Origin of the sequence: Undibacterium sp. YM2 (assembly GCF_009937975.1) — a bacterium.
Lineage (GTDB): Bacteria > Pseudomonadota > Gammaproteobacteria > Burkholderiales > Burkholderiaceae_D > Undibacterium.
This window is the reverse complement of record NZ_AP018441.1, coordinates 5,364,144-5,379,689: the sequence shown is the minus strand read 5'-3', so window position 1 is coordinate 5,379,689 and position 15,546 is coordinate 5,364,144. Positions and strand designations below refer to the sequence as shown.

12 protein-coding genes are annotated in these 15,546 nt (G+C 51.8%); 5 read left to right on the top strand and 7 right to left on the bottom strand.

The annotated features are described in order from the left end of the window. Positions 1-36: 36 nt before the first annotated feature. Positions 37-1,275, bottom strand: coding sequence for an esterase-like activity of phytase family protein (locus tag UNDYM_RS30875; RefSeq protein ID WP_232063587.1), 1,239 nt, complete (start codon positions 1,273-1,275; stop codon positions 37-39). Continuing rightward, on the bottom strand, positions 1,257-2,120 hold the full coding sequence (locus UNDYM_RS30870) for a hypothetical protein (protein WP_232063586.1): 864 nt from the start codon (positions 2,118-2,120) through the stop codon (positions 1,257-1,259). The genes UNDYM_RS30875 and UNDYM_RS30870 overlap by 19 nt, the downstream gene beginning before the upstream one ends. A 164-nt stretch (positions 2,121-2,284) precedes the next feature. On the opposite strand from UNDYM_RS30870, the gene UNDYM_RS24590 reads away from it, so the two are divergent. Next, positions 2,285-3,130, top strand: coding sequence for a hypothetical protein (locus UNDYM_RS24590; protein WP_162043474.1), 846 nt, complete (start codon positions 2,285-2,287; stop codon positions 3,128-3,130). Here UNDYM_RS24590 and UNDYM_RS24585 read toward each other — a convergent pair. Both UNDYM_RS24585 and grxD read right to left on the bottom strand, forming a co-directional pair. Continuing rightward, complete coding sequence (locus tag UNDYM_RS24585) at positions 3,127-3,717, bottom strand: UbiX family flavin prenyltransferase (RefSeq protein WP_162043473.1); 591 nt, start codon at positions 3,715-3,717, stop codon at positions 3,127-3,129. The genes UNDYM_RS24590 and UNDYM_RS24585 overlap by 4 nt on opposite strands. A gap of 7 nt (positions 3,718-3,724) precedes the next feature. Further along, the gene (gene grxD, locus UNDYM_RS24580) at positions 3,725-4,036 is read right to left on the bottom strand and encodes a Grx4 family monothiol glutaredoxin (RefSeq protein ID WP_162043472.1); all 312 of its coding nucleotides are present in this window, start codon (positions 4,034-4,036) and stop codon (positions 3,725-3,727) included. Between the two features lie 283 nt (positions 4,037-4,319). Between grxD and UNDYM_RS24575 the strand changes: the two genes are divergently transcribed. Then, positions 4,320-6,167, top strand: coding sequence for a sigma-54-dependent Fis family transcriptional regulator (locus UNDYM_RS24575; protein ID WP_232064266.1), 1,848 nt, complete (start codon positions 4,320-4,322; stop codon positions 6,165-6,167). Here UNDYM_RS24575 and UNDYM_RS24570 read toward each other — a convergent pair whose 3' ends face one another. From UNDYM_RS24570 to UNDYM_RS24560, 3 genes are all read right to left on the bottom strand, one after another. Further along, the gene (locus UNDYM_RS24570) at positions 6,168-6,557 is read right to left on the bottom strand and encodes a DUF779 domain-containing protein (protein WP_162043471.1); all 390 of its coding nucleotides are present in this window, start codon (positions 6,555-6,557) and stop codon (positions 6,168-6,170) included. Between the two features lie 343 nt (positions 6,558-6,900). Beyond that, positions 6,901-8,421 (bottom strand): aldehyde dehydrogenase, encoded by a 1,521-nt coding sequence (adh, locus tag UNDYM_RS24565; protein ID WP_162043470.1) that lies wholly within the window; start codon positions 8,419-8,421, stop codon positions 6,901-6,903. A 282-nt stretch (positions 8,422-8,703) separates the two neighbouring features. Beyond that, the gene (locus tag UNDYM_RS24560; RefSeq protein WP_162043469.1) at positions 8,704-11,052 is read right to left on the bottom strand and encodes a Tex family protein; all 2,349 of its coding nucleotides are present in this window, start codon (positions 11,050-11,052) and stop codon (positions 8,704-8,706) included. A gap of 284 nt (positions 11,053-11,336) precedes the next feature. Between UNDYM_RS24560 and UNDYM_RS24555 the strand changes: the two genes are divergently transcribed. The 3 genes from UNDYM_RS24555 to UNDYM_RS24545 all read left to right on the top strand — a co-directional run bounded on the left by UNDYM_RS24555 (position 11,337) and on the right by UNDYM_RS24545 (position 15,526). Next, positions 11,337-12,551, top strand: a complete 1,215-nt coding sequence (locus UNDYM_RS24555; RefSeq protein ID WP_162043468.1) for a toxin-antitoxin system YwqK family antitoxin — start codon at positions 11,337-11,339, stop codon at positions 12,549-12,551. 244 nt (positions 12,552-12,795) lie between these two features. After that, positions 12,796-13,773 carry a S9 family peptidase gene (locus tag UNDYM_RS24550; protein WP_162043467.1) on the top strand — a complete coding sequence of 326 codons (978 nt, stop codon included), beginning with the start codon at positions 12,796-12,798 and terminating at the stop codon, positions 13,771-13,773. 211 nt (positions 13,774-13,984) lie between these two features. After that, positions 13,985-15,526 carry a COG3014 family protein gene (locus UNDYM_RS24545; RefSeq protein ID WP_162043466.1) on the top strand — a complete coding sequence of 514 codons (1,542 nt, stop codon included), beginning with the start codon at positions 13,985-13,987 and terminating at the stop codon, positions 15,524-15,526. The last annotated feature ends 20 nt before the right edge of the window (positions 15,527-15,546 follow it).

Sequence of the window (15,546 nt, the reverse complement as noted above, 5' to 3'; positions counted from 1 at the left end):
GATCACTCACAGCGGCTTTCTAGCGGCAAGACAATATCAGGAAGGAATATTGAAGTCGGACAGTTTTTTGCTGAACTTGAACAGCCAGACGCGGTTAGGGCGTTCAGTATCTGCACCACGGGCTACACGCATGGTATTGCCTGCGGTACAGCCCAGTACACCTGCAGTAGTCGTCAGGGCGCCATTGGCATCAACCGTACACTTGGTGACGTCGGCACCAACCACGATAGCACCGCTAGGATCGACGATGACAGTCTTCATACCAAAGTCATCATCATTCGTCAGTGCCAGGGTGTTTTCATCGACCAGGGCCAGACCTTCGGCTTTTTCTGCCAGCCAGCCAGCATTGTTCAGGTCAAACAACTGGGTTTTCTTGAGCAAGACCACATCGGCATAATTGACACCATTGACTGCTGCACCTGTCATGCTGCTTTTTTCCAGGTCTGTGCTCATGTTGGCAATATCAGTCGCATTGCTCGGTACTTGTACCAGCATCAGCTTGTTGAAGGCCTTGCCGTCCGGGCCCGTACCTTGTTCTATGACGATGAATTTGCCATTACCCAATGACACCATATCACCCAGTTTGGCATTGCCGGTTTTGCCTGCCGTGTATTGCGTGCTGTCGATAGGGTAGGCGTACAGCTTGGTCTTTTCTGTGGTTGGGTCGAACTCTACCCAGCGGTTGAACTTCGCGTAATCCTTGATGCTTTCGTTGGTCGCTGCAGTTGCACCGGGCACGATGTAATTGGCCTTGCCATCATCGAGCGGGCTTTGCACAAAACCATTCAATTTGCCGGTGGCGACTTCCAGTGACAAGCCTTCCATGCCGCGGTTGGCACGGCGTTTCAGCAAGACAGCAGGCAGGTCGGCTGCGCCTGTGCCTGGCTGGTATTTTTTCAGGATGATGCCGGTGGCAACATCAATCTTCAAAATGAAAGGACCATATTCATCTGATACCCAGACTACACCGCGTGCCGCATCATAGACGATGGATTCAGTATCGAGTCCATAGTCGCTAAAGCTTGTCTTGCTGCTGGCATCAAATTTGGCGGCATCATTCAAAGGCACTTCGGCAGAAGAACCGACTTTACCTGCCGCGATAGACAGGCCTGATGCATTGATGGTGGAGCTGAACTTGATTGGTGTGCTGGATTTCAGGACCGCGCCATCCTTGCCTATACTAATCAGGCCAAAGGAAGGCGTGAAGCTGGGGGATGGGAAGAATTTTGCATCACTAGTACCAGTAGCGCCAGGCGTCACGACAGAATTTGGCACTTTGGGCCATCGCCGTTAGGACCACGGTCGGTGATGCCATAAAATTCCAGCGAGCCATCAGCGGCTTTGCCCTTGAAGGTCAGGCCAGAGCCATAGGATGGCAAGAAACCTTTAGGGAATTCTGCCTTGACTGCAGCATTGCTACCCTCATACGGCACAAAGAAATTATCCGCAGCCTGTATCTGGTAACGAGTGACGGCAGCGCTGACCGTTCCCAGGGCATTGGTTTGCGTGACAGTATCAACGACAGGTGTGCCCAGCCTGGATGCCATGGTGTCTTCAAAATGTTCGCGTACGAGGGTGCGGCGGTCTGCATCCACGGTGAGCTTTTGGTAATTCGCTGGCAGCTTGGCCAAAGTTGCCGTCAGTGCCGTATTGAAGTTGGCTGCATTGGCATTGAAGTCCAGCGCCTGGCCAGCGAGCGCAGTTTTTACTGTAGCAGGTATTTTGATACCTGTAGCAACATCATTGTCTTCGTCCAGCAATTGCAGGAATAGCAGGCGGTTGACTACACTGTCATCCTTGACGTTGCTGGAATTAGCCAGTGTCAATGGTGTAATGGTCGTGGCGCAAGGAGCAGAGCCGATACCTATACCACCCACAGAAAACGCAACAGTGTCGCCCACATTGCAGTTAAAGCCGCCAGTGGCAGATGTGTTTTGCTTGCTGCCACCGGCAACAGAATATTCCAGACCATCCACAGCAGCATCCAGAAATACGCCATTGACTGGTGTAGGTGTGGCAGGTGTGGTGGCAACAGTATTGTTGTTGCTGCCACCGCAGGCGCTCAGCAGCATGGCGGCAGCCAGGCTGCTGAGTATCAGGTTCTTGTTACTTTGCATCATTTGATATGACCTTTTGAATAGATAAATTTGCGTGAAAATTCTTGCCCGCGAATTTACTACCGCCATGTGACGCAGCAATGACACTATCGATAATGCCTGTCGTAATGCGAAGGTCACAATTGGCTCTTATAGTGTGCTCACACAAAATCCATGGAGTGCACATCATGATGAAATCTACGATACGTCGCGCAATATCTGGTCTGGCTTTGACATTGTTGCTGCCTCTAGGCCAGGCAATTGCCGCCAGCAATATGGTGCCCGACTATGAAGTCAAATTGCTCATGAACCCGAACGTGGTTCTCGATGCAGATCACAAACTCAAGAGTACGGTACTCAGCACCTTCAATATGCCAACGTCCGTGACCAAAATGAATGTGCTGTTCATGGATACCAATGCCAAAGATATCTATGGCAATACCTGGATAGCGCGGATACGCAAGACAGAAGGTGAAAGTGATTTCGAGCTGACCTACAAGAAGCGCTATGCCATCGACAATGGCAATATCACCGAGGCCCTGTACAAAGCCAATGCTGAAGGTTTTGATTCCACTGAAAAGAATTACGAAGCCCAGGTTGAATGGGGCTATCAAAAGAAAACCCTGAGTATTTCCAACAGCAAGACAGACAGCAAATCGGGTTACAGTGGCATGGACTTGCCGTCTGCCAGCGACTCCCGCAGCCTGCTCAAAAAGAATATCCCCGGCAAGATGGATAACTGGCTGTATAGCGGCTGGGGCAAATCCATGCTCGACAGTTCGCGCAAGTATGGCCCGATACTGGCCAAGCGCTCAGTTGGTACTTGGAGTGGCCTGAAGCTGTACATCGAAGTCTGGCCTATCCTGAACCAGGCTGGCACAGGCACTGACTATATCGTTGAAGCTTCTTTCAAGACCACGAGCGAAGCAACAGCATCTGCCAAGCATGATGAATTGCAGGCTTATCTGATTTCGCGTGGCTGGTTTGTAGCTGAGGATTCTCTGAAGACCCAATTGATTATGGATCGCTATTAAGATTCTTTGAGACCTTGCCAGCGTGGCGTTAATTCATGCGGCAAGGCAAACATATCGAGTACGCGACCCAACGTGTGATCGACCATCTCTTCTATGCTTTGCGGGCGGTGGTAAAAACCGGGCAGGGGCGGGAAGATGATGCCGCCCATTTCTGTCACGGCTGTCATATTGCGCAAGTGCGCCAGATTGAAAGGTGTTTCGCGCACCATCAGGACCAGGCGGCGACGTTCTTTCAAGACCACATCGGCAGCACGGGTGATGAGATTGTCTGACAGCCCATGTGCCACTGCTGCCAGGGTTTTCATTGAGCAGGGCGCGATGACCATGCCGTCTGACAAGAACGAACCACTGGCAATGCTGGCACCGACATCGCGCACATTGTGGACAACATCGGCCAGGGCTTCTACGTCCTTGCGTTTCAAATCCATTTCCTGGTGCAGGTTCAGTACACCTGCTTCTGAAATCAGCAAATGACTTTCTACGCCAGAAATATTGCGTAAGACTTGCAACAGTCGCACACCATAGATCGCACCCGTTGCACCGGTAATGGCAACAATCAGGCGCTTGGGGGCTGCGGCGTCAGTCATGCCTTGCTTAGTCTTTCAGCAAAGTCTGCAATTCGCCGCTGTCAAACATTTCATTCATGATGTCAGAGCCACCAATGAATTCGCCTTTGACATACAACTGTGGTACGGTAGGCCAGTTGGAAAAGTCCTTGATGCCCTGGCGCACTTCCGGGTCTTCCAGCACATTCACGGTGACCATGTTTTGCACGCCACAGGCTTTCAGCAATTGAATCGCACGGCCAGAAAAGCCGCATTGCGGGAATTGGGCCGTACCCTTCATGAATAACACTACAGGGTTTGCAGTAACAGTTTCTTTGATCCAGCTTTGTACGTCGCTCATGGCTATCTTTCTTGAATACTTGAATTACGAATACCTGCATTATAGTAGAAAGCCTCACGCAGTGCCGCAGCAGCGTATCCGGGTGCAGGAAAGTTAATGTAAATCAATTTGCAGTTTCAGGCACCATGGGCTAATAGTGTTACATTAAGTGCTCAATATCCTACCTAGAGCCGAAAAAATCGGCCAGTTGCTGGAGACCCGTATGCAAATGCGTGACACTGGAATTTCCTCCGGGCAAATAAAGCCTGGCCCTGGCATAAGTCCTGCATCATCTGCCCGCATGATGATAGAACAGGCACATGAACGCTCAGCCGCCTATGGCTTGCCGCGCACGGCTGCGCCAGACTATGGCCCGCTGGGCAAGACAGATATCAAGACCCTGCTGGAACAAAACCGGGTCTTGCACCAGCATGCCTTGCCCGTCATGGAAAACTTGTATGAGCAAATAATTAACACGCACAATATGGTCATCCTGACCGATGTGAATGGGCTCATCATACATACTCTTGGCGATGCTGATTTTCTGGAAAAAGCGGACAGGGTGGCCCTCAGCCCCGGTGTCGCCTGGTCTGAGCGTAGCAAAGGCACCAATGCCATAGGCACGGCCATTGCCGAAAAAACACCCACCATCGTCCATGCCGACCAGCATTATCTCGAAGCCAACAATTTTCTGACTTGCTCTGCTGCACCTATCTTTGATGTCATGGGCAATGTCATCGGTGTGCTGGATGTGACGGGTGACCAGCATAATTTCCACAAGCACACCATGGCCCTGGTGCGCATGTCGGCGCAGATGATAGAAAACCAGTTGTTTGCCTCTTCTTTTCAGGATGCCATCAAACTCAGTTTTCATAGCCGCCCGGAATTTTTGGGTACCCTGATGGAGGGCATCGCCTGCTTTGACAATGATGGCCGTTTTTTATCGGCCAGCCGCAGTGGATTGTTCCAGCTGGGTTTGCCACTATCTGCTTTGCAAACGCACACTTTCAGTTCCCTGTTTGGTTTGCCTGTATCAGCTTTGCATGAACACTACCGCACCGCGACTCCGGGTTTGCTGACGCTGTGCCTGCATAATGGTGTGCGTGTGTATGCCAAAAGCCAGAGCCTCAAGCGTCCTTCAGCCGCTGCCAGGCATGTGCTGGACAATGCACGTGAACCGCAGTCGGTAGAAGTCAAATCCAAGCTATCGAGCCTGCATTATCTGGATACCGGCGATGAGCAACTTGCCCGCGCCATCGATAAACTCAAGCGTGTCATAGGGCGTGATATCTCGATACTGGTAACGGGTGAGACTGGCACTGGCAAGGAATTACTGGCCCAGGCTGTTCATAATGATTCACCGCGTAAATCCGGCCCCTTTGTTGCCGTGAATTGTGCATCGATACCAGAAACCCTGATTGAATCAGAACTGTTCGGCTATGAAGATGGCGCTTTCACTGGTGCACGCAAGAAAGGCAATGTCGGCAAGATCTTGCAGGCCAATGGTGGCACGCTATTTCTCGATGAAATCGGTGACATGCCACTGAATCTGCAAGCCCGCTTGCTGCGGGTCTTGCAGGAACGCATGGTGACACCTCTCGGCAGCAGCAAATCCATCCCCGTCAACCTCGCCCTGATCTGCGCCACCAACCGCAACCTGCGCGAGATGATAGGCAAAGGCGAATTCCGTGATGACCTGTATTACCGTTTGAATGGTCTGGTAGTGCGCTTACCACCCTTGCGTGAACGCACAGACCTTGATGTCGTGATAGCTAAAGTCCTGGCGACAGAAAGCGAAGGAAGGCAATACAGGATAGCGCCTGCAGTCATGCAGTTATTTCATGCCCATGGCTGGCCAGGCAACTTCCGCCAGTTGACGAATCTCCTGCGCACCGCCATCGTCATGACGGACGCCGATATGGAAATCCGTCTCGAACATTTGCCCGAGGATTTTCTGGAAGATATGGATGTGGTACAGAAACCCGCAGCCATGGCCTTGAGTCAAACACCAGCCAGTCTCGATGCGCTGGAAATGGATGCCATACAACAGACCCTGCAACAGCATCAGGGCAATGTCACTGCTGCGGCCAAGGCCTTGGGGGTGTCGCGCAATACAATTTACCGCAAGCTGGCCGCTTTGAAGATTGACTGATCAAGCTTGCGGGCCGTGTAAAACCGCCGTACCCAGCAAATCATTCTCTTCATCGGTAAACAGGCGCGAGCGCGTCAGGAAACGTTTGCCCGTGCCATTGTCAAGTGAAAACATGCCACCCATACCATTGACGACATCAATGATCAGTTGCGTGTGCCGCCAGTACTCAAACTGATCGCTACCCATATAAAACGGTGTGCCATCCAGATCGCCCAGATACACATCGGCATTACCGATGCCGTATTCATTCCTGGCGTAACACAAGGGTGAACTGCCGTCGCAGCAACCGCCAGACTGGAAAAATAATAGCGGGCCGTATTTTGTTTGTAGCGCGCTGATAAATTCCAGCGCAGCGGGAGTAGCGGTGACGCGAGCGGGGATAGTGGTCATTTTTTCCTGTACTCCGATAAATTATGTATAAATTCCCTCCCCTTCAAGGGGAAGGCTAGGGTGGGGATGGGTTTCGGTTGATCGACTATGTATTCCGCTGGCGGAAGAACCCCATCCCCATCCCGCCCATTCCACTGCGCCGCTTGCATGCGGCTTAGATATTTGTGGCGCAAAGCAATGCTTTGCGAATTCCCACAAATATCCCCTTGAAGGGGAAGAGGCTATACACCGGATTTTAGAAAGTCTCAGAAAATGCAGGTTCACGTTGACCTAGTTTCATGAAATGCAGGCCACATTCCCCTCTCTGCATCTCTGTATTGAGAGGTCTTGAACTTAATGACTACTAAAAGAACCCCATCGCATTAGGGTTATAGCTCACCAGCAGGTTTTTAGTCTGTTGATAATGATCCAGCATCATCTTGTGATTCTCGCGTCCTATGCCGGATTGTTTATAGCCGCCAAATGCTGCATGCGCTGGATACAGGTGGTAGCAATTGGTCCACACGCGGCCAGCTTCGATGGCGCGGCCCACGCGGAAGGCGCGGGAGCCGTCGCGTGTCCACAGGCCAGAACCCAGACCGTACAAGGTGTCGTTGGCAATTGATATCGCCTCTTCTTCATCCTTGAAGGTAGTGACCGATACGACAGGGCCAAAGATTTCTTCCTGGAAGATGCGCATCTTGTTGTGACCCTGGAAGATAGTCGGCTTCACGTAATAACCCTTGGCCAGGTCACCATCCAGCATATTCCTTTCGCCACCCAGCAAGAGTTGTGCGCCTTCCTGTTTGCCTATGTCCAGATAGGACAAAATCTTTTCCAGTTGTTCCTGTGAAGCCTGCGCACCTATCATGGTGGTGCTGTCGAGAGGATTACCCTGCTTGATGGCCGCCACGCGCTTGATGGCCCTGGCCATGAACTGGTCATAGATAGATTCCTGTATCAGCACGCGTGATGGACAGGTGCAAACTTCGCCCTGGTTCAGCGCGAACATGGCAAAACCTTCCAGGCATTTGTCGAAAAAGGCATCGTCCTGATCCAGGACGTCGGCGAAGAAAATATTCGGTGATTTTCCACCAAGTTCCAGCGTGACAGGGATGATGTTTTGCGATGCATACTGCATGATCAGGCGACCAGTGCCGGTTTCACCAGTGAAGGCAATCTTGGCAATGCGCTTGCTGGTAGCCAGTGGCTTGCCAGCTTCCAGGCCAAAGCCATTCACGATATTCAAGACGCCAGGCGGCAATAAATCCTTGATCAAATCAATCAACACCATGATGGATGCTGGTGTTTGCTCTGCCGGTTTGAGGACGATGCAATTGCCTGCGGCCAGTGCCGGTGCCATCTTCCACACCGCCATCAGGATAGGGAAATTCCATGGAATGATCTGGCCGACGACACCCAGCGGTTCATGGAAGTGATAGGCATAAGTTTGGTCATCGATTTGCGCGACAGTACCTTCCTGCGCCCGTATGCAGCCAGCGAAATAGCGGAAGTGATCAATCGCCAGAGGAATATCCGCCGCCATGGTTTCGCGTATGGGTTTGCCATTGTCTATGGTCTCTGCCGTTGCCAGCAGGCTGAGGTTGGCTTCCATGCGGTCTGCAATTCTATTCAGGATGTTCGAGCGCTCAGCAAGCGAGGTCTTGCCCCAGGCTTTCTTGGCGGCATGGGCAGCATCGAGTGCCAGCTCCACGTCTTCTGCGGTTGAACGCGCGACTTCGCAAAAAGCCTGGCCGATGACGGGGCTGATATTCTCGAAATATTCACCCTTGACCGGGCCCACAAATTTGCCGCCTATGAAATTATCGTAGCGTTTGGCGAAAGGATTGCTGATACCGAGTTTGCTGATGTCTGCCATGTTCATGATGGTGGTCTCCGTTGTTTATTAGATGGTGTGCATAAGCTGCGACACGGGGATAACAACGCAAACGGCATGCCATGGCTAAAATATTTTCCTTGCGGAAAAATACAGCAGGTACAGATTAGCGAGGGAGAAGGTGCAGAGGGAGAATGACTGCCGATGCTAATGACGGATTTGCGGAGGAGAGAGGAATGACAAATCAAGGTGTCACATTATTTCGCAACACAGATCAGACTGTCACAATTTGGGACAGTCTGATCAACTAGTTTAGTGCTTGCTTATTACTTACCCACGCAATTTCGCAAACGCCGCTGCCATCGCGTTGCCAGCAGGTGCTGGTGCCTGGGCTTGTGAACGGTGTTGATTGAGACGCTTGGCATCATTGCGGTCACCACGCTGTTCAGGCTTGCTGCCAGCGACAGGCGCTGCATCGCTCAGGCGCATGGTCAGGGCGATACGCTGGCGTTTGACATCGACTTCTAGCACTTTCACCTTGACGACCTGGCCAGCCTTGACGACTGTATGCGGGTCCTTGACGAAGGTGTTGGACAAGGCAGAGATATGTACCAGACCATCCTGATGCACACCAATATCAACGAAAGCGCCAAAGGCGGCAACGTTGGTGACCACGCCTTCCAAAATCATATCAGGGCGCAAATCCTTGATTTCTTCTACGCCGTCCTTGAAGGTGGCGGTAGTGAATTCTGGACGCGGGTCACGGCCTGGTTTTTCCAGCTCGCGGATGATGTCAGTAATCGTAGGTACACCAAATTTTTCATCGGCGTATTTGGCTGGATTCAAAGACTTCAGCAAGCCAGCATCACCGATGACACCCTTCACATCCTTCTTGATATCAGCCAGGATTTTTTCTACCAGCGGATAAGATTCAGGGTGGACTGCAGAAGCATCCAGCGGGTTGCTGCCATTCATGATGCGCAAGAAACCGGCAGCCTGCTCAAAAGTCTTGTCGCCCAGGCGCGGTACTGCACGCAGGTCAGAACGCGAGTTGAACATGCCCTTGGCATCGCGGAAATTGACGATGCTTTGCGCCACGCTGGATGACAGCCCAGACACGCGGGCCAGCAAAGGGGCAGAAGCCGTATTCACATCGACACCAACCGCATTCACGCAATCTTCAACGACGGCATCAAGCGAGCGCGCCAGTTGTGATTGACTGACATCATGCTGGTACTGGCCTACGCCGATGGATTTAGGATCAATCTTCACCAGCTCAGCCAGCGGGTCTTGCAGGCGACGTGCAATTGATACCGCACCACGGATGGAGACGTCCAGGTCAGGCAATTCTTTGGATGCAAATTCAGAGGCAGAATACACAGATGCGCCAGCTTCAGAGACCACGATCTTGGTTAGCTTGAGTTCAGGCTTTAGCTTGATCAAATCGCCGGCCAGCTTGTCGGTTTCACGCGAAGCCGTGCCATTGCCGATGGAGATCAGCGATACATTATGCTTGGCCGCCAGTTGCGACAATACCTGCAGCGAACCATCCCAGTCATTGCGCGGCTGATGCGGGTAAATGGTCGCATGCTCAACGACCTTGCCAGTGGCATCCACGATCGCCACCTTAACGCCGGTACGCAGACCAGGATCAAGACCCATGGTGGCGCGTGGGCCAGCAGGTGCTGCCAGCAGCAGGGCTTTGAGGTTGCGTGCAAATACATTGATGGCTTCAATTTCTGCGGTTTCGCGCAGCTTGCCCATCAGCTCAGTATCGAGATGCATGAAGACCTTGACGCGCCAGGCCCAGCGTACAGTATCGACCAGCCATTTGTCGGCAGGGCGGTCTTTCTGGCTGACGCCAAAGCGGGCAGCGATGCGGCTTTCGCAAGGGTTCAGCGGCGCATCCCATTTTGGTTTTTCTTCTTCGCTGTCGAGACGCAGAGTCACAGTCAGCATTTCTTCGCGGCGGCCACGGAACAGGGCCAGGGCGCGGTGAGAAGGGATAGTGCCCAGGGTTTCTGAATAATCGAAGTAATCGGCGAATTTTTCACCGGCTTCTTCTTTGCCAGCAACGACCTTGGATTCCACAATGCCGTGGTCATTCAGGTATTCACGCAGGGCTTGCAACAGGGTCGCATCTTCGGCAAAGCGTTCCATCAGGATCTGGCGTGCACCATCGAGGGCAGCCTTGGCATCTGGCACGCCGGGGTTGTCGCCATTGTCGGTAGTGAAGGCGGGCTTCAGATAGTTGGCCGCTTCGGTATCCGGGTTCAGCATCGGGTCGGCCAGCAAGGCATCGGCCAGTGGCAGCAAGCCAGCTTCAACAGCGATTTGCGCCTTGGTGCGGCGCTTGGGTTTATAGGGCAGGTACAAATCTTCGAGACGGGTCTTGTCTTCGGCGTGGGTGATGGCGTCCAGCAGTACTGGGGTCATCTTGCCCTGCTCTTCTATCGAAGCGATGATGGCGGTACGGCGGTCTTCCAGCTCGCGCAGGTAGCGCAGGCGCTCTTCCAGCAGGCGCAGCTGTATATCATCCAGGCCACCAGTCACTTCTTTACGGTAACGGGCGATAAACGGGACGGTTGCACCTTCGTCCAGCAAGGCAACAGCAGCGGCAACCTGAACCGGCTTGGCAGCCAGCTCTACGGCAAGTCTTTGTTCAATCGAAGGCAACATAAATCCAGAATCCAGACAATAAAAAAGCAATCAAGGCGCAGATGATACGCAATTTGCGACTTTATGCCAGTCTTGACAGCAGAAGAGACTAGGGTTAGAACTTCAAAATTGCCTGAATTGCATGTTAAAAAGAGATGTCGGGCAGCGATAAACAGGTTGTTTATCAATTACTTATCACAGTCTTTTCATTTCGAGTTTCACTTACCAAGTTTTACAGGATTTAGTTTTACTAGTGTTAAAGTTAGCTTAATTGCTGCATATTTTGCCACTTACCTCAAGAAATTATGGACGCCACTTTCTTTCATTCGAGCCGGAATTTATATCCATCTGCTTTCCAGGTCATCGTTGCCGCGATGTTGATTGCACCAGCTTCAGCTGTATTTGCAGTCGAGGATTGCGAGCTGAACAAGGAATCAGTCAATCCGGCCAATGGCTATACCACAGCAGGCAAAACCGGCATCATGAAGTGCAAGGACAGGGATAGCGGCAAGCTGGTGCGCGAGCAGGAATTGCGCGCCGGTGTCTATATCGGCTTGGTGCGCTATTACAAGGATGGTGTGCTGTTCAAGGAATACAGTGTCAATGAAAAAGGCAATACCGACGGCAAATTGCGGGAGTTTGCACCGAATGGACAGGTGATCCTGGAAGAAAACAATGTCAATGGAAGCACCCGTGGTCTCTTGCGTGCCTGGTATCCGAATGGTGTATTGCGGCGCGTGGCATTCGTAGGTGAGGGGCCGCGTGACAAAGCCTCTGTCAAATATACGCAAGACAAGCAACTGAGTGAACTCGAATGTGGCGACAAACCCCTGCTGGCACCACATGTCAACGATGCAGCATTGTGTGGTTTCCAGGGCAAGACTTCAGTGGTGCAATTGTATTCTGAAAGTGGCAAGCTCAAGAGCCAGTTCAGCTTTCTTGCAGGCTTGAGCCAGCAGAGTACCTACTTCCATGACAATGGCAAGCCTGATACGGTCGATGAGCTCGGACCAAAGCAGAAAACGCGTAAGGTCTATTCCGACAAAGGTGTTTTGCGCAAGGAAACCGCCTGGAATGTCACGGAAAAACCAGCAACCATAGAGCGTGAAATTGAATATCACGAGAGTGGATCAAAAGTGCGTGAACAACTGTATGCGCTGACTGAAAAAGAGGGGCGTCGCCAGAACCGCCTGATTGCCGACTACAGTTTTTATCTGAATGGCCAGCCCAAACGCAGTGAAAAATACACCGTCGAAGGCAAGGACGACGTCAAGGAAGTGCGCAATTATTTTGATAATGGCAAACTATCCAGTCTTGAACGCTATGTCTATGAAGGCCGCTACCGCGAACGTCCGATTGGTGTGCACCAGAGCTTTGCACAAAACGGCATGCTGGCGCGGGAATCTCATTACGATGAGCGTGGCCGCATACAGCGCGAGCGTAGCTGGGATGATAGCGGTAAATTGCTTGCTGATGACCAGGTCTATGAAGATGGATCGCGCAAGGCGTTTTCAAAATAATGTTAATACACTGCTGGGTATGCGTTTCCCGTAATGCTCACTGCTTTTCATAATAATTATCTTGACTTGTTCTGGCACCAAAGTACAACCAATGTCATGGCGATTCTTCTGTAAATTAAGTAACGGTCACTTGACCGAAATCCATCCCCGCCCTAGCCCTCCCCTTGAAAGGGAGGGAATCTGTCCGTCATTTTTTGTCAAGCACATTATTCCAGACAGCAGTGCTACGATGCTGGAATCCATGATGAAGTACAGACTCGCGCTTTCTGATATGCCCGGGCTATTCATGAGATTGGCAGCCATGATGCTAGGTTGCCTGCTGTGTGCCTGCAGCGTGGCCGATTTGCGGCGTGAACAGCTAGCAGTCAATGTCCATCAATTCCAGTTCAGGGATGGTGGCAAGGCGATTTATTTTGACATGAACAGAAAGCCCTGGCAGCAGCAAGACTTCGATGCACCTTTGCGCAATGTGATCTTTGTGATCTCTGGTTCAGACTGTGTCAGCATGGGGCCGTTTTTGCCGCAGTATTTTTCCGGTCTCGAAGGTGAGAGTGGCCGTACGCGGATTTTCATCATGCACAAGCGCCACATCTTGCCAGGTTCGAACGGTACCTCTTGCGGTGCTGCCTACAAACTTGCTGATCATCCATCCCGCTGGCAGGCGGATCAACTGGAATTCATACGTGCGCAAATGGCGGGCCTGCAAGCCCAAGGCAAAGCACCGCAACGCCTGATCATCATGGGTATTTCCGAAGGGGCAGAACTGGCGCCCGTACTGGCGCAGCAACTACCCGCAACGCATCTGGTTTTATTGTCGCATGCTGGCATGAATGCGCTGGATGTGTATGCCTCACTGGCGAAGCAAAATCCTGCAATGCTGCCCGCCTGGCAGCAATTACAGACTGGCTTAAGTGTTACGCCAACCGATCCCGATACTGATCAAATACATGGCCGCAGCTGGCGGTACTGGTCAGAGATTGCCGCCATTCCACAAACTGCCAATTTGCTGGCGCTGGACATACCCATATTGCTGGCGGCAGGAGACGCTGACCCGGTAATTCCAATCAATGCGTTTGCCCAGTTGCAGCAACGGTTTCAGGCCGCAGGAAAAACCATAGAAATACGGCGTTTCCCCGATGCTGGTCACAGCCTTGCTACGAAAGATAAAAACTATTTACCTGACTTCATGCATCAGATAGATTTGTGGCTACTTGAACATTAGTTTTGCTGCAGTTTCATTGATCTTCGGCAATTCATATCGAAACAGTATTCATTTTCCTTCATTTCATTACAACTAGTTACAAGAACTTTGGATTTGTAGCAGTAAACGGCATGACAAAAAAACAAAGCCTTACTATACTTGGCGGCTATACGTACGCGTGGGTATTTCCATGCGTGCGTTTTGCATTTCCTCTTACACAAGCTCATCAATAATGATAACTATGCGCCTAAAAGCCTTTACCCTGACACCTGTTGTTGCCGCACTTGTGCTGACTGGTTGCGTGACTACGCCTACGCATGACAGCAAAGTCGCTGCCTCACTTTCCGTTGCAAAATCTGGCCAGATTGAAGAAGCAATCAGGCAGGTAGAAGCGCAAACGCAAGGCAATAACAAAACCGACTTGCTGTTGAATCTGGAAAAGGGTGAATTGTTGCGCGTAGGCAAGCGCTATAAGGACAGCCTGGACGCTTTTGACGTGGCCGATGCCAAAGTCAAAATCTGGGAAGAAACTGCCAAATCCTCACCTCAAAAACTCATGGGCCAGATTGGCGCTACCATCATGGGTGATGCCAGCCGCGACTATGAAGGCCAGGACTATGAAAAAGTCATGCTGACCACGCGCATGGCCATGGACAGGCTGAACCTGGGTGACCTCGATACTGCCCGCGTAGATATCAAACGCACGCATGAGCGTGAAGCCGTTATTGCAGAATTCCGCGCTAAAGAAACAGCCGAAGCAGAGAAAGAAGCCAAGGACAAAGGCGTCAGTTCCACCGGCAAGGAACTCAATGGCTATCCGGTAGAAACCCTGAACGACCCTGAAGTGCTGAAACTGAAAAACGGTTATCAGAATGCCCTCAGCCACTATCTTGCAGGTTTTGTTTATGAAGCCCTGAATGAGCCTGGCCTGGCTGCTCCTGGTTACCGCAAGGCGATAGAATTGCGCCCCGATCTGCCAGTGCTCGAAGATGGCCTGAAAGGACTGGATCAGCGCACCAGCTTCCGCCGCAAGAAAGGCGTGACGGATGTACTGTTCATCATTGAGGCGGGTAATTCACCTGCTCGCCAATCCAAGAAAATCGCCTTCCCAATACCTACTGGCCGTGGCCTGGTGACGATCTCGTTTGCTTTCCCGGTGATTTACCCTGACCCGAATGCACCTGTCATCAACAGTATCCGTGTTGGTAATCAAATGCTGCCTACCGCGCTGGTCACCGACTTCAACGTCATGGCACGTAAGGCCTTGAAAGATGAATTGCCAGGTATTTATACACGTGCTGCGGTGCGCGCCATTACCAAGGGTCTGGTGCAGGACCAGGTAAATAAAAACTTTGGTGCACTCGCTGGCCTGGCAGCCAATCTGGCAGTTGCTGCGACTGAGAGCCCGGCAGATGACCGCATGTGGCGCAGTTTGCCAGACCGCGTGTTTGTCGCCCGTGCATTTTTGCCTCCAGGCGATTATGATCTGAATTTTGGCAATCGTGGAGAATCAAGCAAGATCACGGTCGATGGCCGCTACATGGTGGTTCCTGTGCGCGTATACCAGGACAAGACTTACCTGGGTGACCTGGCAAAATTTGGCAGCGTGACGCCTGTCGCACAATTGCAGGCCGAGCCAGAAACCAAAGCGGCAGAAGCACCTAAGCCACCTGTCAAGGGCAAGCAAGCAGTCAAGGCAAAACCTGTAGTGAAAGCCAATGCCGCAACGGCCAACACCAGTACAGTCAGCACCACCGGCACCAAATCCAACTGATTTATAGGATAGAAGAGGAT